This window comes from Streptomyces maremycinicus, from assembly GCF_001184025.1.
GTDB lineage: Bacteria > Actinomycetota > Actinomycetes > Streptomycetales > Streptomycetaceae > Streptomyces > Streptomyces maremycinicus.
Window position 1 is genome coordinate 314,941 of record NZ_BBYG01000011.1, and the last position, 19,307, is coordinate 334,247.

General features: G+C 71.7%; 15 protein-coding genes. 6 read left to right on the forward strand and 9 right to left on the reverse strand.

The genetic code is table 11. The features are described from left to right. The first annotated feature begins 65 nt into the window (after positions 1-65). The 3 genes from AOQ37_RS11880 to AOQ37_RS11890 all read left to right on the forward strand — a co-directional run bounded on the left by AOQ37_RS11880 (position 66) and on the right by AOQ37_RS11890 (position 3,857). Positions 66-1,790: a glycoside hydrolase family 6 protein gene (locus AOQ37_RS11880; protein ID WP_062644040.1), complete on the forward strand. Its 1,725-nt coding sequence runs from the start codon at positions 66-68 to the stop codon at positions 1,788-1,790. A 209-nt stretch (positions 1,791-1,999) separates the two neighbouring features. Continuing rightward, the gene (locus AOQ37_RS11885; protein ID WP_062644042.1) at positions 2,000-2,965 is read left to right on the forward strand and encodes a class I SAM-dependent methyltransferase; all 966 of its coding nucleotides are present in this window, start codon (positions 2,000-2,002) and stop codon (positions 2,963-2,965) included. A gap of 172 nt (positions 2,966-3,137) precedes the next feature. Next, positions 3,138-3,857 (forward strand): SDR family oxidoreductase, encoded by a 720-nt coding sequence (locus AOQ37_RS11890; protein ID WP_062644044.1) that lies wholly within the window; start codon positions 3,138-3,140, stop codon positions 3,855-3,857. 65 nt (positions 3,858-3,922) lie between these two features. Here AOQ37_RS11890 and AOQ37_RS11895 read toward each other — a convergent pair whose 3' ends face one another. From AOQ37_RS11895 to AOQ37_RS11905, 3 genes are all read right to left on the reverse strand, one after another. Then, entirely contained in the window at positions 3,923-4,759 is an 837-nt protein-coding gene (locus AOQ37_RS11895) for an aldo/keto reductase (RefSeq protein WP_062644046.1), read from the reverse strand. Positions 4,760-4,851: 92 nt separating this feature from the next. Next, the gene (locus tag AOQ37_RS11900; protein ID WP_062644049.1) at positions 4,852-6,678 is read right to left on the reverse strand and encodes an AMP-dependent synthetase/ligase; all 1,827 of its coding nucleotides are present in this window, start codon (positions 6,676-6,678) and stop codon (positions 4,852-4,854) included. Between the two features lie 289 nt (positions 6,679-6,967). Continuing rightward, positions 6,968-8,467, reverse strand: a complete 1,500-nt coding sequence (locus AOQ37_RS11905; protein ID WP_062644473.1) for an MFS transporter — start codon at positions 8,465-8,467, stop codon at positions 6,968-6,970. Between the two features lie 126 nt (positions 8,468-8,593). Here AOQ37_RS11905 and AOQ37_RS11910 point away from each other — a divergent pair, with 126 nt between their 5' ends. Further along, the gene (locus tag AOQ37_RS11910) at positions 8,594-9,583 is read left to right on the forward strand and encodes an Lrp/AsnC family transcriptional regulator (RefSeq protein WP_062644475.1); all 990 of its coding nucleotides are present in this window, start codon (positions 8,594-8,596) and stop codon (positions 9,581-9,583) included. Positions 9,584-9,660: 77 nt separating this feature from the next. Here the strand turns inward: AOQ37_RS11910 and AOQ37_RS11915 are convergent, their stop codons facing one another. Continuing rightward, positions 9,661-10,572: a LysR substrate-binding domain-containing protein gene (locus tag AOQ37_RS11915; protein WP_062644476.1), complete on the reverse strand. Its 912-nt coding sequence runs from the start codon at positions 10,570-10,572 to the stop codon at positions 9,661-9,663. 153 nt (positions 10,573-10,725) lie between these two features. On the opposite strand from AOQ37_RS11915, the gene AOQ37_RS11920 reads away from it, so the two are divergent. Further along, the gene (locus tag AOQ37_RS11920) at positions 10,726-11,742 is read left to right on the forward strand and encodes a bile acid:sodium symporter family protein (RefSeq protein ID WP_062644051.1); all 1,017 of its coding nucleotides are present in this window, start codon (positions 10,726-10,728) and stop codon (positions 11,740-11,742) included. 155 nt (positions 11,743-11,897) lie between these two features. After that, positions 11,898-12,425: an isochorismatase family protein gene (locus AOQ37_RS11925; RefSeq protein ID WP_062644053.1), complete on the forward strand. Its 528-nt coding sequence runs from the start codon at positions 11,898-11,900 to the stop codon at positions 12,423-12,425. 72 nt (positions 12,426-12,497) lie between these two features. On the opposite strand, the gene fdhD is transcribed toward AOQ37_RS11925, so the two are convergent. The 5 genes from fdhD to AOQ37_RS11950 form a co-directional block, all read right to left on the reverse strand. Beyond that, positions 12,498-13,346, reverse strand: coding sequence for a formate dehydrogenase accessory sulfurtransferase FdhD (gene fdhD, locus AOQ37_RS11930; protein WP_062644055.1), 849 nt, complete (start codon positions 13,344-13,346; stop codon positions 12,498-12,500). A 7-nt stretch (positions 13,347-13,353) separates the two neighbouring features. After that, positions 13,354-14,214, reverse strand: a complete 861-nt coding sequence (locus AOQ37_RS11935; protein WP_062644057.1) for a 2Fe-2S iron-sulfur cluster-binding protein — start codon at positions 14,212-14,214, stop codon at positions 13,354-13,356. 28 nt (positions 14,215-14,242) lie between these two features. Continuing rightward, on the reverse strand, positions 14,243-16,066 hold the full coding sequence (locus AOQ37_RS11940) for an NAD(P)H-dependent oxidoreductase subunit E (protein WP_062644058.1): 1,824 nt from the start codon (positions 16,064-16,066) through the stop codon (positions 14,243-14,245). A 4-nt stretch (positions 16,067-16,070) separates the two neighbouring features. Beyond that, positions 16,071-17,996 (reverse strand): molybdopterin oxidoreductase family protein, encoded by a 1,926-nt coding sequence (locus AOQ37_RS11945; RefSeq protein ID WP_062644060.1) that lies wholly within the window; start codon positions 17,994-17,996, stop codon positions 16,071-16,073. Positions 17,997-18,075: 79 nt separating this feature from the next. Further along, positions 18,076-19,047 carry a 2-dehydropantoate 2-reductase gene (locus AOQ37_RS11950; protein ID WP_062644062.1) on the reverse strand — a complete coding sequence of 324 codons (972 nt, stop codon included), beginning with the start codon at positions 19,045-19,047 and terminating at the stop codon, positions 18,076-18,078. Between the last annotated feature and the right edge of the window lie 260 nt (positions 19,048-19,307).

Below are 19,307 nucleotides of genomic sequence, written 5' to 3' on the forward strand. Positions count from 1 at the left end.
CCCGCGGTCCGACAGCACCACCGAGGAAACGGACACCACCCGCAACCGAGAAGGAACCCGCACTCATGAGCCGTAGCAGAACAGCGGTACTCGCCGCGCTGGCGCTGGTCGCCGGCGCCTCCGGGACGGCGCTCGCGGTCGTACCCGGCGATCCGGGCCTCGCCGCCATCCCGTGCAGCGTCGACTACAAGGTGCAGAACGACTGGGGAACCGGCTTCACCGCCGCCGTCACCGTCACCAACAACTCGACCGCGAAGTCGAGTTGGGCGGTGAAGTGGGCGTACGCAGGTACCCAGAAGGTCACCAACGGGTGGAACGCGAAGATCACCCAGTCCGGCACGGCCGTCACCGCCGCCAACGAGACCTACAACGGGACACTGGCGACCGGCGGTTCGGTCAGCTTCGGGTTCCAGGGCACCTACAGCGGCACCAACGCGATCCCCACCGCGTTCACCCTCGACGGCGTGACCTGCAACGTCGACAGCGGTACCGGCACCCCGACCGATCCCGGTACCCCGACCGACCCCGGCACCCCGTCCACCAAGGTCGACAACCCCTACGTCGGCGCCAAGGTGTACGTGAACCCCGAATGGTCGGCGAAGGCCGCCGCCGAGACGGGCGGCAGCCGCATCTCCAACCAGCCGACCGGCGTCTGGCTCGACCGTATCGCCGCCATCAACGGGGTGAACGGCGGCATGGGGCTGCGCGCCCACCTGGACGCCGCCCTCGCCCAGAAGGGCAGCGGGGAGGAGGTCGTCCAGCTGGTCGTCTACGACCTTCCCGGACGTGACTGTGCCGCCCTCGCCTCCAACGGCGAGCTCGGCCCGACGGAGATCGACAAGTACAAGACGCAGTTCATCGACCCGATCGCGACGATCCTCTCCGACAGCAAGTACGCCTCGCTGCGGATCGTCACCACGATCGAGATCGACTCGCTGCCCAACCTGGTCACCAACACGGGCAGCCGGCCCACCGCCACCGCGGCCTGCGACACCATGAAGGCCAACGGCAACTACGTGAAGGGCGTCGGCTACGCGCTGGACAAGCTGGGCGCGATCCCCAACGTCTACAACTACATCGACGCCGGTCACCACGGCTGGCTCGGCTGGGACGACAACTTCGCCCCCTCCGCCGCGCTCTTCTACCAGGCGGCCACCTCCGAGGGCGCGACCGTCGACGACGTGCACGGCTTCATCACCAACACGGCTAACTACAGCGCCCTGAAGGAGAACAACTTCACCGTCAACGACACCGTGGCCGGCAAGTCGGTCCGCGAGTCCAAGTGGGTGGACTGGAACCGCTACGTCGACGAGCAGTCGTACGCCCAGGCCTTCCGCAACCAGCTCGTCACCGCGGGCTTCCGGTCGAACATCGGCATGCTGATCGACACCTCCCGCAACGGCTGGGGAGGCACCGCGCGGCCCACCGGACCGGGCGCCACGACCAGCGTGGACACCTACGTCGACGGCGGCCGCTACGACCGTCGTATCCACATCGGCAACTGGTGCAACCAGTCCGGCGCCGGCCTCGGCGAGCGCCCGCAGGCGGCTCCCGCCGCCGGGATCGACGCGTACGTGTGGATGAAGCCGCCGGGTGAGTCCGACGGTTCCAGCTCCGCCATCGCGAACGACGAGGGCAAGGGCTTCGACCGGATGTGCGACCCGACGTACACGGGCAACGCGCGCAACGGCAACAACCTGTCGGGTGCCCTGGCGAACGCGCCGCTGTCCGGACACTGGTTCTCGGCCCAGTTCCAGCAGCTGATGCAGAACGCGTACCCGCCGCTGTAGGCCGTGCCGGGGCCGCACCGGCCCCGACGGCCGCGCACATCACCGGCCAGCAGTTCCCGTCCGGTCGCTCCCGCCCACCGGGAGCGGCCGGACAGGCGCGATCCGGCTTGCCGCGGGCAGCCCGTTCTTTTGCCGCACCGGCAACAAAGGTGGCCCCGGACCGGAGCGTCGGCGCACGCTGACGGCACACCGGACGAGAGGCTGACACCATGGCGCACCACCCGCACGAGTCCCACGGCGACCAGCCCTCCCCGGGCCCGGGCCGCACCCCCGGTCCCGCCGATGGCCACGGGCAGGACCACGGCCACCGCCATGGTCACGGCCACGACACCGACATCGACTGGGCCGAGATGGCCCCGCACCTCGAAGCCCAGGCCGAACTGTTCACGCCCCTGTACGAGCGGGCCCTGTCCTGGCTGGGGAAGGAGGTGACCGAGCCGGGGCTGATCGTGGACGTGGGCAGCGGACCCGGTGTCGTCGCCTGTCTGTTCGCCGAGATCTTCTCCGGCGCGCGGGTCACGGCGGTCGACGGTTCCGCGCCCCTGCTGGAGCGGGCGCGGCAGCGAGCCGACCGGCTCGGACACGGTGACCGCTTCGACACCCTGGCCGGTGAACTCCCTCATGTGCTGGCCGAGTTGGACTATCCGGCCGATCTGCTGTGGGCCGGCCGCAGCCTGCACCACCTGGGCGATCAGCGCGCGGCCCTGGCCGCCTTCGCGGAACGCCTCGCACCGGGCGGCACACTGGCGATCATGGAGGGCGGTCTGCCGCCCCGGTTCCTGCCGCGCGACCTCGGCTTCGGGCGGCCCGGCCTGGAGGCGCGGCTCGACGTGCTTCAGGAGGAGTGGTTCGCGCGGATGAGGGCCGACCTGCCCGGCTCGGTCGGCGAGACCGAGGACTGGGCGGGGCTGCTCGGCGCGGCCGGTCTGCGGCACGTCCGCACCCGCAGCTTCCTGCTCGATCTGCCCGCGCCCGCCTCCGACCGGGCGCGCGCCTACATCGCCGCGTCCCTCTCCCGGCTGCGGGACGTCTTCGGTGACACCCTCGGCGACGACGACCGCGCCGTGCTGGACCGGCTGCTCGACCCGGGGGACGCGGCGGGCGTGCACCGCAGGGCGGACGTGTTCGTGCTCGCGGCGCACACCGTGCACACGGCGGTGAAGCCGGTCCGGTAGCCGGCTCGGGTCCGGGTCGGCGTGCCGGGGCTTGACTTGGAGAGCGCTCCAAGTGGTGGACTGCGTGCCGCGCGACGTACGGCGAGCGGCGGCCATGGATGCCGTGTGCGGTGGGGGACGCGGCCGGCGTCACGCGGACCACGCGCGGATCCGACGCTTTGGGGGACACATCATGAACAACGTATCGGGCACCTCGGATGCTCCGGTCGCACTGATCACCGGCGGCGGCAGCGGCATCGGAGCCGCGGTCGCGCGGCAGTTGCTGGACGCCGGGTACCGGGTCACGGTCACCGGCCGCGGCGAGGAGCGGCTGCGCGGCTTCGCCGCGGAACTCGGGGAGCCGAAGGGGCTGTTGACGGTCGTCGGGAACGCGGCCGACTACGACAGCGTGCGGTCGGCGGTCGCCCGTACGCTCGAGGAGTTCGGCCGGCTGGACACCGTCGTCGCCAACGCGGGGACCGCCACCCACGACTCGGTGGCGGAGGGTGACCCGGCCGGGTGGACCGACATGGTCCTGACGAACGTGCTCGGCCCCGCGCTGCTCGTCCGGGCGTCGATCGACGCGCTGCGGGAGACCCGGGGACGGATCGTGCTGATCGGCAGTGTCGCCGGGTTCGTGCCCACCCCGGGCAACATCTACGGGGCCACCAAGTGGGCGGTGACCGGTCTCGCGGAGAACACCCGCCGCCAGGTCACCGAGTGGGGCGTCGGCGTCACACTGATCGCCCCCGGCCGGGTGGAGACCCCGTTCTGGGACGGCTACGGGAGCCTGCCGCCCGGGCACCTGCTGACCGCCGACCAGATCGCCGACTCCGTCGTCTGGGCCGTGGGACAGCCGGCGGGCGTCGACATCAACACCGTCGTCGTACGGCCGGTCGGGCAGCCCAACTGACGAGCCCGCCGACGCGGCGAGGGCGCCCCCCGACCGGGGGCGCCCTCGCCGCGTACGGGGGAGACTCAGCCGACGTCGAACGTCGCCGGGTCCGGACCGATGCGCCGGTCCTCGTTGAGGGCGCTGATCGCCGCCAGGTCCTCGGTGTCCAGGCTGAAGTCGAACACGTCGATGTTCTCCTTGATCCGCGACGGCGTCACGGACTTCGGGATCACGACGTTGCCGAGCTGGAGGTGCCAGCGCAGCACGACCTGGGCCGGGGTGCGGTTGTGCTTCTGGGCGATGGCCACGACCGCCGGGACCTCGAGCAGGCCCTTGCCCTGGCCGAGCGGGGACCAGGCCTCGGTGGCGATGCCCTGCTCCGCGTGGAACGCGCGGGAGGCGTGCTGCTGGAGGTGCGGGTGCAGCTCGATCTGGTTGACGGCCGGGACGACCGACGTCTCGCCGATCAGCCGCTCCAGGTGCTCCGGCAGGAAGTTCGACACGCCGATGGCCCGCACCCGGCCGTCGGCGAGGAGCTTCTCGAACGCCTTGTACGTGTCCACGTAGCTGTCGCGCGAGGGCAGCGGCCAGTGGATCAGGTACAGGTCCAGGTAGTCCAGGCCGAGCTTGTCCAGCGAGGTGTCGAACGCGCGGAGCGTCGATTCGTACCCCTGGTCGCTGTTCCAGAGCTTGGTGGTGACGAAGATGTCCTTGCGGGGCACGCCGGAGGAGGTGATGGCCTTGCCGGTGCCCTCCTCGTTGCCGTAGATCGCCGCTGTGTCGATGCTGCGGTACCCGGCCTCCAGCGCGGTGGAGACCGCCTGCTCCGCCTCGTCGTCCGGCACCTGCCAGACCCCGAAGCCCAGCTGGGGCATCTCCACGCCGTTGTTGAGGATGATCGGGGGGACCTTGCTGCTCACGAGCTCTTGATCCTTCGGTTGTCCGTCAGAGTGGTACTCCCATCGTCAACGATCACGGCGAGTGATGCATTCCTGACCCCCGAATTCGAGCCCTACGAGCGGTACAGCGCGTCGACCTCGTTCGCGTAGGCGTTCTCGATCGCCTTGCGCTTCAGCTTCAGCGACGGGGTGAGCAGCCCGTGCTCCTCCGTGAAGGGCTGGGCGAGGATGCGGAAGGTGCGGATCGACTCGGCCTTCGAGACCAGCGTGTTGGCCGCCACGACGGACCGGCGCACCTCCGCCTCCAGATCCGGGTCGCTGACCAGCTCGAACGCCGTCAGCTGCGGTTTGTTGCGCATCTGGAGCCAGTGCTCGACCGCCTCCTGGTCCAGGGTGACCAGGGCGGCCACGAACGGACGGTCGTTGCCGACGACGATGCACTGGTTGACCAGCGGATGATCTCGCACCCGCTCCTCCAGCAGCCCCGGCGAGACGCTCTTGCCGCCGGAGGTCACCAGGATCTCCTTCTTGCGGCCGGTGATGGTGAGGTAACCGTCCTCGTCGAGCGACCCCAGGTCACCGGTGGCCAGCCAGCCGTCGTGCAGGGTCTCGTCGGTGGCCTTGGGATTGTTGAGATAACCCTGGAACACGTTCGCGCCGCGCAGCCAGATCTCGCCGTCGTCCGCGATGTGCACGGTCATGCCGGGGATGGCCTGGCCGACCGTGCCGTACCTGGTGCGGCCGGGCGGGTTGGCGGTCGCGGCCGCCGTCGTCTCGGTCAGACCGTAGCCCTCGTAGATCTGCACCCCCGCGCCCGCGAAGAACAGGCCGAGCTTGCGGTCCATGGCCGAGCCGCCGGACATGGCGTGCCGGACCCGGCCGCCCATCGCCGCGCGCACCTTGGAGTAGACGAGCTTGTCGAACAACTGGTGCTGCATCCGCAGACCCGCGGACGGGCCGGGCCCGATGCCCCACGCCTTCGCCTCGACCGCCTCGGCGTAGTTCACCGCCACGTCGACGGCCTTCTCGAACGGCCCCGACTTGCCCTCCCGCTCCGCCTTGCGGCGGGCGGCGTTGAAGACCTTCTCGAAGATGTACGGCACGGCCAGGAAGAAGGAGGGTCTGAAGGCGGCCAGGTCGGGGAGGAGGGCGGCCGCGTGCAGCTGGGGCTGGTGGCCGAAGCGGACCTTGCCGCGGATCGCGGCGATCTGCACCATCCGCCCGAAGACGTGCGCCAGCGGCAGGAACAGCAGCGTCGCCGCCTCGTCGCCCTTCCTGGAGTGGAAGACCGGCTCCCACCGCTCGATGACGGTGTCCGCCTCGAACATGAAGTTGCCGTGCGAGATGACACAGCCCTTGGGCCGGCCCGTGGTCCCCGAGGTGTAGATGACCGTCGCGGTCGAGTCGGGGGTGACCGCCTCCCGGTGCCGGTGCACCACCTCGTCCTCGATGGCGGCGCCGGCGTCGTAGAGCTCCTGCACACAGCCCGAGTCCAGCTGCCACAGCTGCCGCAGCCGGGGCAGGCGGTCGATGACGGTGGCGATCGTCATCGCGTGGTCCTCGTGCTCGACGATCGCGGCCGTGCACTCGCTGTCGTAGAGCATCCAGAAGCACTGCTCGGCCGAGGAGGTCGAGTAGACCGGCACCACCTGGGCGCCGATCGTCCACAGGGCGAAGTCGAAGAGGGTCCACTCGTAGCGGGTGCGGGACATGATCGCGACGCGGTCGCCGAAGCGGATGCCCTGCGCGAGGAGCCCCTTGGCCAGGGCGAGGACCTCGTCGCGGAACTCGCCGGCGGTCACGTCCCGCCACTCGCCCCCCTCGTCCTTGCGGCCGAGGGCGACGTAGTGCGGGTCCTCCTGGGCGTGCCGGAACACGACGTCGGCCAGACCGCCCACCGGCGGCGCCGACGCCAACGGAGGGTTGGTGAACTCGCGCAAACCCGCACCCCGCTTCTCATGGCCGCACAGCGCCGTGAAAGCTACCCCACCCGACGGCGGTAGGGGAGGGGGGCGGAAATCGCGCGCCGCGCTCGTCCGCGCTGGTCAGTGCCGGAAAATGGGCTCACATGGGGAAGGGTCGGACACGAAACTGACGGAAGAGTAAGTTTCGGCACCGTAATCTCCACCGAATCTGCCCGTACCGCTTACTCCGCCCGCCCCTCGCGGCCCGTCCCCCGCCGCGCCGCCCCCTCGGCCCGCGCGCCCGGGGCCGTGGGAGCGGGCGCCGTCACGGCCGGGGGGCCGCCGCTCGCTCCGACGGCACGCTCGCGTCCGTTTCCGCCGTCGCGGCCGACGCCGCGCGCGGGGTCCTGACGAGGACGAGGACGAGCGCGGCGGCGGCCACGCCCGCGCAGCCCGCCGTCACCAGTGCCGCGTCGAGTCCGGAGGCGAACGCGGACCGCAGCGTGTGCTCGGAGAACGTGCCCCGCAGCGCACCGGCACCCCCGCCCGCCAGCGCGTGCGACGCGTCGTGCGGGAGGGTGCCGGTCATCCTGGAGGTCACCACGGTGCCGAAGACCGCGACGCCGAGCGCGTACCCGAGCTGCCGCACGGTGTTCACGGCTCCGCCCGCCATCCCGGCCCGCGCCGGTTCCACGGCGGCCAGCGCGGCCCCCGCCACGGTGGGCGCGACGAACCCGGTTCCCGTGCCCACCAGCACGAACCCGGGCACCAGCGCCGTCCAGTCCGAACCGGCACCGAGCACGGCCTGGCAGAAACAGCCCGCGCCGATCAGCAGGAGACCGCCGCCGATGGTCCACCGGGCGGGAACACCGTGCAACCGCTTGCCCACCACGACCGCCGTGATCATGGCCGCCACAGTCATCGGCAGCAGCGTGAGGCCCCCGCGCACCGGGCTCATCCCCAGCAGCGTCTGCATCCAGATGGACAGGTACGGCGTCACCCCGAACGCCACGCCGTTGAAGGCGAGCGCCCCGATCATCACTCCCACGAACGCGGGCCGGCGCAGCAGCGACAGGTCGAGCAGCGGATGGGCCGCCCGGCGTTCCGCCAGTACGAAGCACACCAGCGCGAGCGCGGCGAGCCCGAACGAGACGAGCGTCGCCGACGCCGTCCAGCCGTCCTCACCGGCCCGTACGACGGCGTACGCGGTGCCGCCCGCGAAGACCGCGAAGGCCGCCGTGCCCGCCCAGTCGACCCGCATCCCGCGCGGCCCCCTGGACTCGGGCACCGCCTTCAGCGTCAGCCACACCGCGACCAGACTCACCGGCAGGTTCACGTAGAAGATCCATCGCCAGCCGGGCCCCTCGGCCAGCAGCCCGCCCAGCACCGGCCCGACCGCCGCGGCCGCGCCGCTCACCGCGCCCCACACCCCTAGCGCGGCCGACCGCTGGCGGCCCTGGTAGACCGAGCCGAGCAGCGGAAGCGTCGTCGCCAGCATCGCCGCCGCGCCCACCCCCTGGAGGGCCCGGGCGGCGACGAGGGTGTCCGGCCCGCTCGCCAGCCCGCACAGCAGCGACGCCGTCGCGAACACCACCACCCCCACCACGTGCACCCGGCGGCGCCCCAGGATGTCGGCCGTGGCCCCGGCCCCCAGCAGCAGCGCGGCCAGCGCGAGCGCGTACCCGTCGACCACCCATTGCAGATCGCTCAGCGAGGCGCCCAGCGCCCGCGCCATGTCCGGCAGCGCGACGATCACGATCGTCACGTCCAGCAACAACATGAACGTGCCCAGGCACACCGCTGTCAGCGGCCCCCATGTGCGCATGTCCCACTCCTCGGTCATCTCCTCCGCCACGGATGCGCGGCACTCCGTACGATGGACGAGCCACGGCCGATCACCGCCGTATCCGGTGTCCTGTCGGCGGAATCCGACGAGGAAGGCTCACTGGGGATGGAATTCGACACCCACGGCAGGATGGACGCACTCGATCTCCAACTGCTCTCGGCGCTGGAGGTGGACGGCCGGGCCTCCTTCAGCAGGCTCGGCGAGGTCCTGGGCGTCTCGGACCAGACGGTCGCGCGCCGCTACCGCCGGCTGCGCGACGAGGCCGCCCTGCGGATCGTCGCCGTCCGGGACGCCGAACGCCTCGGGCAGGACCAGTGGATGCTGCGGCTGCGCTGTGCTCCCGACAGCGCCACGGTCATCGCCGACGCGCTCGCCAAACGTCCCGACACCAACTGGATCGGCCTGGGCTCCGGCGGCACCGAGATCGTCTGCATGACCCGGCCCCGCCATCCCGGCGATCACGACGACCTGCTGCTCGGCAAGCTCCCGCGCACCCCGAGCGTCGTGGAGATCCGCGCCCAGCAGCTCCTCCACCGCTTCTACGGCGGGCCCACCGGCTGGCTGCGGAAGTTCGGCGCACTGGACGACGAGCAGATCGCCGCCCTCACCCCGCGCCACGACGTGATCCCCACGCCCGGGCCGGCCCGTATCGAGCCCGAGGACGAGCCGCTGCTCGCCGTCCTGGAGCGTGACGGCCGTGCCACCTACCCGGAGCTCCGGCGCGCCACCGGCCGCTCCGAGTCCGCCGTCAGACGCCGCCTGGCGGCGCTGTTCGCCTCGGGCGCCGTCTACATCGACGTCGAGTACCACTCCGAGCACCTCGGCCACCCTCTCGCCGCCGTCCTGTGGATCACCACGGCGCCCTCCGCCCTGCACGCGGTCGGTGAGGCGCTCGCCACCCACGACGAGATCGCCTTCGCCTCGGCCACGGCCGGCCCCTCCCACATCGTCGTCACCGCGGTGGTCCGGGACACGGCGGGCCTCTACGCCTACCTCAGCGGGCCGCTGGGGCGCCTGGACGGCGTGCAGCACGTGGAGGCGACCCCGTTCATGCGGCGGGTGAAGCAGCTGACGTACCAGCAGGCCGGGCGGTAGGAGCAGGTCCGGCGGTAGGAGCGGTACGAGCGCTGGGCGAGGTGCGGTCGGCGTGGGGCGGTGGCCGGGCAGGCCGGTCAGCGGGTGCCGGCGCGCGGTGGGTCGGGCCGTCGGCCGGGTCCCGCCGCCCGTCGGTGCAGTCGGTCGCCGCCCGCCAGGACGGCCGCCGCCAGCGCGTCCGCGGCGCCCTGGGCCGAAGGCCGTCGGCGGCCGTGCACGAGCACGAAGTCGACCCGGCCCAGTTCCGGCAGTCCGGCCCGTTCCGGGATGCGCACCAGACCCGGTGGGATCAGGCCCCGTGAATGGGCCATCACGCCGAGTCCGGCCCGGGCCGCCGCGATGAGGCCGTTGAGGCTCCCGCTCGTGCAGACGATCCGCCAGGCCCGGCCCTGCCGCTCCAGCGCCTCCAGGGCCAGGGCGCGGGTGATGCCCGGAGGGGGGAACACGATCAGCGGCACCGGGCGGTCGGCGTCCAGGCGCAGCCGCTCCGCGCCGATCCACACGAGCCCGTCGTGCCACACCAGCTCCCCGACGGGGTCCTCGGGGCGCCTCTTGGCCAGGACCAGGTCCAGCTTCCCGGCGGCGAGCCGCTCGTGCAGGGTGCCCGACAGCTCCACGGTCAGTTCGAGGTCGACCTCGGGATGGTCGTAGCGGAAGCCCTCCAGGATCTCCGGCAGCCGGGTCAGCACGAAGTCCTCGGAGGCGCCGAAGCGCAGCCGGCCGCCCAGCCGGGTGCCGGTGAAGAACGCCGAAGCCTGCTCGTGGACGTCCAGGATCCGGCGGGCGAACCCGAGCATGGCCTCGCCGTCCTCCGTCAGCTCCACGGAGTGCGTGTCCCGGGTGAACAGCGCCCGCCCCGTCGCGTCCTCGAGACGTCGCACGTGCTGGCTGACCGTGGACTGCCGCAGCCCGAGCCGTCGCGCGGCCTGCGTGAAGCTCAGGGTCTGGGCGACGGCGAGGAAGGTACGCAGATGGGAGGGCTCGTACACGCCCGCCACAGTAGTCTCTCCGGCGTCGGTCATCACCTTTCGTGATGACAGTGAGAGCGGTATACCGGATTCCCGATCACGGGACGGAGGAGGACGATGGGGAGGGGCTCTCCGAGCCCGGACGCACGCCCATCGAACCGCACGTGGAGCACCGTGAAACGCCTGAGCTGGCCGAGTCGGATGCCGGTCGACCCCTACATCCTGCTGTTGCTCGGCACCGTCGGGTTCGCGGCGCTGCTCCCGGCCCGGGGCGTCGGCGCCGAGGTCGCCTCGGGCGCTTCCACGGCCGCGATCGCCTTCCTCTTCTTCCTCTACGGCGCCCGGCTGTCCACCCGGGAGGCACTGGACGGCCTGAAGCACTGGCGGCTCCACGCGACCGTGCTGGCCTGCACCTTCCTGGTCTTTCCGCTGCTGGGGCTGGCCGCGCGCGGTCTGGTCCCGGTGTTCCTCACCCAACCCCTCTACCAGGGGCTGCTCTTCCTCACCCTGGTCCCGTCGACCATCCAGTCGTCGATCGCCTTCACCTCCATCGCCCGGGGCAACGTGCCCGCCGCGATCTGCGCCGGTTCCTTCTCGTCGCTGGTCGGCATCGTCGTCACCCCGCTGCTCGCGGCCGCACTGCTCGGCGGCAGCGGCGGCGGCTTCTCCCCGGACTCGCTGGTCGAGATCGTGGTGCAACTGCTCGTCCCGTTCGTCGCGGGACAGTTGCTGCGCCGGTGGATCGGCGGGTTCGTCGCCCGGCACAAGAAGGTGCTCGGGCTCGTCGACCGGGGCTCGATCCTGCTGGTCGTCTACACGGCGTTCAGCGAGGGCATGGTGCAGGGCATCTGGCACCAGGTCAGCGTCGTACGGCTGGGCGGGCTGCTCCTGGTCGAGGCCGTTCTGCTCGCCGTGATGCTCGCCCTGACCTGGTACGGCGCCAAGGCGCTGCGGTTCGGCCGCGAGGATCGCATCGCCATCCAGTTCGCGGGCTCCAAGAAGTCCCTCGCCTCCGGGCTGCCGATGGCGAGCGTCCTGTTCGGCGCGCATGCCTCCCTGGCGGTGCTGCCGCTGATGCTCTTCCACCAGATGCAGCTGATGGTGTGCGCGGTGATCGCCAAACGCCGTGCGAGGGACCCGCTGGAGGGGCCGCGGGAATCCGCCGACGAGAGGGCGGCGGCCGCGGCGTGAGACCTCGCGGGGCGCTGCGGGGAGGCCGCCCGGGAGGCGGACGGCGCGTACCGCGCCGCCGCTCCCGCCGCGATCCGGCGCCGACCGCGACCGGGCTCATCAGCTTGTTGAACCGAATTCCGGTACGCAGGGCTGACGGCGGATAACGTTCCGTCATGACCGCAGCTCTCCCACTCGTCCCGGCGCGCAGCGCCCTCGTCCTCGTCGATCTGATGGACCGCATCGTCGCGCTGCCCCTGGAGCCCCACAAGGGGACCGAAGTACTGTCCGCCGCCGAGGAGTTGGCCGCGGCGTTCCGCTCGGCCGGCGCGCTCGTCGTCCTCGTCCGCGTCGAACGGCCCGGCGTCACCGAGCAGCCGCCCGGCAGCGGCCTGGTCCAAGGGTTGTACCGGGACGGCGACTTGGAGATCGTCAAGCGGACGATCGGCGCCTTCCACGGGACCGGCCTGGACGACCGCCTCCGCGAACACGGTGTGACGACCCTCGTGTTCGGCGGCATCGCCACCAACCTGGGCGTCGAGTCCACCGCCCGCGCCGCCGGTGACCTCGGCTACGACCTGGTGTTCGTCGAGGACGCGATGTCCGCCCTCACCGGCGCCGAACACGAGGCGTCGGTCAAGCTGGACTTCCCCCGGCTGGGGACCGTGGCGCGCGCGGCCGACGTGCGGTTCACGAGCGGCTGAGGCGGGGCCCCCGCGGCGCAGGGGGCGCTCCCCGCCGTTCGGGGCCCCGCCGCCGTGCCGCGGGGAACCGGGTCAGCCCTGGGCGGCCGCGGTCCGCAGGGTGATGCGGTCCTCACCCGCGTACACGTTCATGGAACTGCCCCGCAGGAAACCCACCAGGGTCAGCCCGGACTCCGCGGCCAGGTCCACGGCCAGGGAGGAGGGCGCCGAGACCGCCGCGAGCACCGGGATGCCCGCCATCACGGCCTTCTGCGCCAGCTCGAACGAGGCCCGGCCCGACACCAGCAGGATCGTCCGTGACAGGGGCAGCTCCCCGTTCTGGAGGGCGCGGCCGACCAGCTTGTCGACCGCGTTGTGCCGTCCCACGTCCTCCCGCACGTCCAGCAGCTCGCCGTCCTCGGAGAACAGGGCCGCCGCGTGGAGGCCCCCGGTCCGGTCGAAGACCCGCTGGGCCGCGCGGAGCCGGTCGGGGAGGCTCGCGAGCAGTTCGGGTGCGATCCGGAGCGGGGGAGTGTCGGCGATGGGCCAGCGGGCCGTCGTCCGGACCGCGTCCAGGCTCGCCTTGCCGCACAGCCCGCAGGACGAGGTGGTGTAGACGTTCCGCTCGAGGGTGATGTCGGGCATCGTGACGCCGGGGGCCGTGCGGACGTCCACCACGTTGTAGGTGTTGGACCCGTCGGCGGTCGCGCCGGCGCAGTAGACGATGTTCAGCAGATCGGACGCGGCGGCCAGGACGCCTTCGCTGACCAGGAAGCCGGCCGCGAGCGGGAAGTCGTCACCGGGGGTGCGCATGGTGATGGCCAGCGGCTTGCCGTTGAGCCGGATCTCCAGGGGTTCCTCGGCGACCAGGGTGTCCGGCCGGGCGGAGACCACCCCGTCGCTGATGCGGACCACCTTGCGTCGTTCGGTGACTCGTCCCATGTCGTGATCAGCCCCGGTTCTGTACGTGCTGGTAGCCGAAGCGGCCCTTGATGCAGAGATTCCCGTGGGTCACGGGGTTGTCGTGCGGTGAGGTCACCTTCACGATCTCATTGTCCTGCACATGGAGCGTCAGGTTGCAGCCCACCCCGCAGTAGGCGCAGACGGTGGTGGTCTGTTTCTGTGCTGATTCGTCCCAGTTCCCGGCCGCGCGCCGGTCGTACTCGGACTTGAACGACAACGCTCCGGTCGGGCACACCTCGATGCAGTTGCCGCAGTACACGCACGCCGAGTCGGTCAGCGGCGCGTCGTGCTCGACGGCGATCCGGGCGTCGAAACCACGCCCCGCCACGGAGATCGCGAAGGTGTTCTGCCACTGGTCACCGCAGGCGTCCACGCACTTGTAGCAGAGGATGCACTTGTCGTAGTCGCGCACGTACAGATCATTGTCGATCTTGGGTTCCTCGTTCAGCCGGGCCGCGGCGGGACCGAAACGATCCGGCTTCGCGTCGTACTCCTTGATCCATTCCGCAACCATTGGTGTCGTGGACAGGTCGACCGAGGACGCCAGCAGCTCGAGCACGATCTTGCGGCTGTGCCGGGCGCGCTCGGTGTCGGTACGGACCTCCATGCCCGGCTCGGCCCGGCGCGAGCAGGCCGGCACCAGGGTCCGGGAGCCCTCCACCTCCACGACGCAGACCCGGCAGGCGTTCTTCGGAGTGAGCGTGTCCCCCTGGCACAGGGTCGGGACGTCCTTCCCGGCGGCCCGGCAGCCGTCGAGGACCGTCGATCCCTCGGGCACCCTGGCCTCCTGCCCGTCGATCGTGAACTCCACCAGCCGGCGCGGCACTCCCAGCGGTATCGCGGTCATACGGCGGCTCCTGTGCGGACGGTCGCGGTCATTCGTACGCCCCCAGACGGTCGATGGCGGATTCCACGGCGTTCCACGCGGTCTGGCCCAGGCCGCAGATCGAGGCGTCGCGCATCGCCCGCCCGACCTCGCGCAGCAGGACGATGTCGCCGGCGGCGTCGGCGCCGGTGCGTTCCGCGATCCGGTGCAGCGCCTCCTCCTGCCGTACGGTCCCGACCCGGCAGGGCACGCACTGACCACACGACTCGTCCCGGAAGAACTCGGCGATGCGCACCAGCAGCCGGGGTATCGGGACGCTGTCGTCGAAGGCCATCACGACCCCCGAGCCGAGCGTGGTGCCCGCCTCCCGGGTGCCCTCGAAGGTCAGCGGGATGTCCAGCTCGTCGGGCCGTACGAAGCCGCCGGCCGCGCCGCCGAGCAGTACGGCCCGCAGGTTCTCGCGGACCCCGGCCAGGGCGAGGAGTTCGCCCAGCGTCGCGCCGAAGGGCAGTTCGTACACGCCGGGGCGCTCGACCGTGCCCGACACGCAGAACAGCTTGGGGCCGGTGGACCCGGCCGTGCCGATCGCCGCGTAGGCCGGAGCGCCCAGGGCGAGGATCGGCAGCACGTTGACGAGCGTCTCGACGTTGTTCTCGACCGTCGGCTTGCCGAACAGGCCCTTCTCCACGGGGAACGGCGGCTTCGAGCGGGGCTCGCCCCGATATCCCTCGAGGGAGTTGAACAGGGCCGTCTCCTCGCCGCAGATGTACGCGCCGGCGCCCCGCCGGATCTCGATGTCGAAGGCGTAGCCCTGGCCGAGGATGTCGTCGCCGAGCAGACCGCGAGCGCGTGCGCGGTCGACCGCGTGCCGCATACGGCGCAGGGCGCGCGGATACTCGCCGCGCAGGTACAGGTACCCCTGGTGCGCGCCGACCGCGTACCCCGCGATCGTCATCGCCTCCACCAGCGCGTACGGGTCGCCCTCCATGAGTACGCGGTCCTTGAAGGTGCCGGGCTCGGACTCGTCGGCGTTGCACACCAGGTAGTGCGGGCGGTCCGGCCGGGACGCCGTGGCCTGCCACTTGCGGCCGGTGGGGAAGGCGGCGCCGCCGCGACCGAGCAGGCCGGAGTCGGTGACCTCGCGGATCACCTCGGCGGGCCCGAGCGCGAAGGCGCGGCGCAGGGCCGTGTAGCCGCCGTGGGCCCGGTAGTCGTCGAGCGACGACGGATCCACCACACCGATCCGGTTCAGCAGGATCAGCGACGGGTCGCCCGCCTGCGGCACCGCGTCCGCTGCGGGCCGCTCCCCGGGCGCCGAGTCGGGGGCGCTCGCGGCCTGTACCGCCGCCTCGACACCGGCGGGCGCCGACACCGCCGTACGCACCGGATCACCCGCCCTGACCGCGAGCGCGGCCGGAGCGCGCTCGCACAGGCCGAGGCACGGCGCGCGCTCGACGGACACCCCGCTGCCGGGCCCCAGGCGCGCCTCGATCCCCGAGCACAGCGCGGAGGCTCCGGCGGCGGCGCAGGCGAGGTCGGTGCACACATGGAGGACGGTGGCCGGCCGGGGCGCGACCGAGAACATCGCGTAGAAGGTGGCGACGCCGTACGCCTCCGCCGGGGGCACGGTCAGGCGGCGGCACAGGTAGCCGAGGGCGCCCGCGCTGATCCAGCCGATCCGGTCGTTGATCGCGTGCAGCCCCGGCAGCAGCAGGTCGCGGCGGTCGCGGGCCCGGTGTCCGCCGCGCGCCCACCGCAGGTCCGCGTCGGAACGGTCGGCGCCCTCCCAGGAGGACTCCGGCGGCCCCAACAGCGCGTCCACGGCCGCTCGTTCGTCGTCCGTCGGCTTGCTGTCGCCGAAGTGCAGGTCCACGACATCACCTCACGTAGGCCGGGGCCGGGAGCTTCTCGATCCTGATCGCCGACGCCTTGAACTCCGCCGTCCCCGCGATCGGGCAGTTCGCCTCGATCGTCAGCTGGTTGGTGTCCACCTCGTCGGGAAAGTGCATGGTCATGAAGGCGAGCCCGGGCCGCAGCGCGGTGTCGATCCACACCGGCGCGACCACGGATCCGCGCCGGGAACTCACCCGGACCTCCTCGCCGACCACGACCCCGTAGTGCTCCGCGTCCTCAGGGCACAGCTCGACGAACTCGCCGCGCCGCAACGGGGAGGCGAAACTCCCGCTCTGCACACCGGTGTTGTAGGAGTCCAGGCGCCGACCGGTCGTCAGCCGGATCGGGTACTCCTCGTCCGTGAGGTCGACCGGCGGATCGTGCCGCACCAGCCCGAACGGCGCTCGCCTGCCCCGCCGTTCCGGGTCCCGTTCCCACAACCTGCCGTGCAGATGCGCGGGTTCGAGGCCCTCGGTGCTCGGGCACGGCCACTGGATGCCCTGATGCCTCTCCAGCCGGTCGTAGGTCATCCCGTAGTGGTCCGGGGACACCGACCTGAGCTCGTTCCAGACGGCCTCGGCGTCCGCGTACTTCCACCCGTGACCGAGCCGTGTGGCCAGGTCGCAGAGGATGTCGATGTCCTCGCGCGCCTCGCCGGGCGGCGTCACCGCGCGCCGCACCCGTTGCACCCGCCGCTCGCTGTTGGTGGTGGTGCCGTCGGTCTCCGCCCAGCCGGCCGTCGCGGGCAGCACCACGTCCGCCAGTTCGGCGGTCCTGGTGAGGAAGATGTCCTGCACGACGAGGAAGTCGAGGGACCGCAGCCGGCGGACGGCCTGCTCGCTGTCCGCCTCCGACTGCGCCGGGTTCTCGCCGATGCAGTAGACCGCCTTCAGCGAGCCCTCCTCCATCGCCTCGAACATCTCCGTGAGGTTCAAGCCGTAGTGCGGCTGGATGACGGTGTCCCAGGCCGACTCGAACTTCAGCCGGGCGGCGGGGTCGAGGATGTCCTGGAACCCGGGGAGACGGTTGGGGATCGCCCCCATGTCGCCACCGCCCTGCACGTTGTTCTGCCCGCGCAGGGGCTGGAGGCCGGAGCCGTAGCGGCCGACGTGTCCGGTCAGCAGCGAGAGGTTGATGAGCGCGCGGACGTTGTCCGTGCCGTTGTGGTGCTCGGTGATGCCGAGGGTCCAGCACAGCTGGGCCCGCTCGGCGCGGGCGTAGGCGTGCGCCAACTCCCTGATGGCGGCGGCCGGTACGCCCGTCACCTTCTCCGCGAGCGACAGCGTCCAGGGCTCCACGAGCGCCCGGTACGCCTCGAAGTCGCTGGTCGCGCGCTCCACGAACGCCTCGTTGGCGAGTCCCGCGTGGATGATCTCGCGGCCGATGGCGTGCGCCATCGGGATGTCGGTGCCGACGTTCAGGCCGAGCCAGCCGTCCGCCCACTCGGCGGTGGACGTCCGCCGCGGGTCGACCGCGTACATCCGGGCGCCGTTCCTGACGCCCTTCAGCACGTGCTGGAAGAAGATCGGATGCGCGAAACGCGCGTTGGACCCCCACATCACGATGACGTCGGTGTGCTCGATCTCCTCGTACGACGACGTCCCGCCGCCCGAGCCGAAGGCGGCCGACAGACCGGCGACGCTCGGCGCGTGGCAGGTCCGGTTGCACGAGTCGACGTTGTTGGTGCCCATCACGACCCGGGCGAACTTCTGCGCCACGTAGTTCATCTCGTTGGTCGCGCGGGCGCAGGAGAACATGCCGAACGCGCCGCGGTGGCGCCGCAGGCCCCGCGCGGTGCGCTCCAGCGCGTCCTCCCAACTCGTCTCGCGGAACGGCTCGTCACGGGAGTCCCTGACGAGCGGCCGGGTGAGCCGGGTGTAGGTCTTCGGGGTCCGGTCGCGTTTCGTCATGCGTGCTCTCCGGCGTTCATGCTTCGCTCTCCGGCGTTCGTGCTTCGCTCTACGGCGTTCATGCGGCGCTCCTCAGCGTTCACGCGGCGCTCCTCAGCGCGAGCAGGTCCGAGATGGCGTGCACGGTGCGCAGGGTGGGCACGTCCACGCCGGTGATCCCCGCCAGTTCGACGACGGCCGCCAGCAGGACGTCGAGTTCGAGCGGCTTGCCGCGCTCCAGGTCCTGGAGCGTGGAGGTGCGGTGGTCGCCGACCTTCTCCGCGCCGGCGAGCCGGCGCTCGATGGAGACGCCCACCTCGCAGCCCAGGGCCTCGGCGACCGCGAGCGTCTCGCGCATCATCGTCTCGATGACCTGGCGGGTCCCGCCGTGCAGGCACATCTGCCGCATGGTGGCCCGGGCCAGCGCGCTGATCGGATTGAAGGAGATGTTGCCCAGCAGCTTGAGCCAGATGTCGTTGCGCAGGCCCGGTTCCACCGGGCACTTCAGCCCGCCGGCCCGCATGGCCTCGCTGAAGGCCTGACACCGGGGCGAGACACCGCGGTCGGGCTCACCGACCGAGAACCGGGTCCCCTCCAAGTGGCGTACGACGCCGGGTCCTTCGAGCTCGGTGGCCGCGTAGACCACGCAGCCGACGGCCCGTTCGGGGGCGAGGACCGCACTGACCGCGCCGTCCGGGTCCACACTCTCGACGCGCAGTCCGTCGTAGGGGCCGCCGTGGCGGTGGAAGTACCACCAGGGGATGCCGTTCTGGGCGGCGACCACCGCGGTGGAGTCGTGCAGCAGCGGCTCGATCAGCGGCCCGCACGCCGCGTACGAGTTGGCCTTGAGGCCCAGGAAGACGAAGTCGACCGGGCCGATCTCGCCCGGGTCGTCGGTGGCGTGGGCGCGGGCGGTGAAGTCGCCGCGCGGACTGAGCACCCGCACCCCGTGCCGCCTCATGGCCGCGAGATGCGGTCCACGGGCGACGAGATGCACGTTGGCGCCGGCGCGGTGCAGCGCCGCACCGACGTAGGCGCCGATCGCACCGGCGCCGAGGACTGCGACTTTCATTGCGAGGGAGCTCCGTTCGGTCGAGGGTACCGAGGAACTGTCGAATCCTGTCGACGAAATATTGTCTACAGTATGGAGGTTGGGGCGGCAAGGGTTCGCGCAGCGTCCGGGACGGCTCCGTTGGTCCCGGGGGGGGCGAGAGGTGCGACCCCGGCTCCGGCAGTGGTTTCGGGCGGGGTGCCGGCAAGGGTGGGAAACGGCGTCGGCGACGGTCCCTCGGACGCCCTCGGGAGCGGCACGGTGAGCGGTGGTGGAAACCG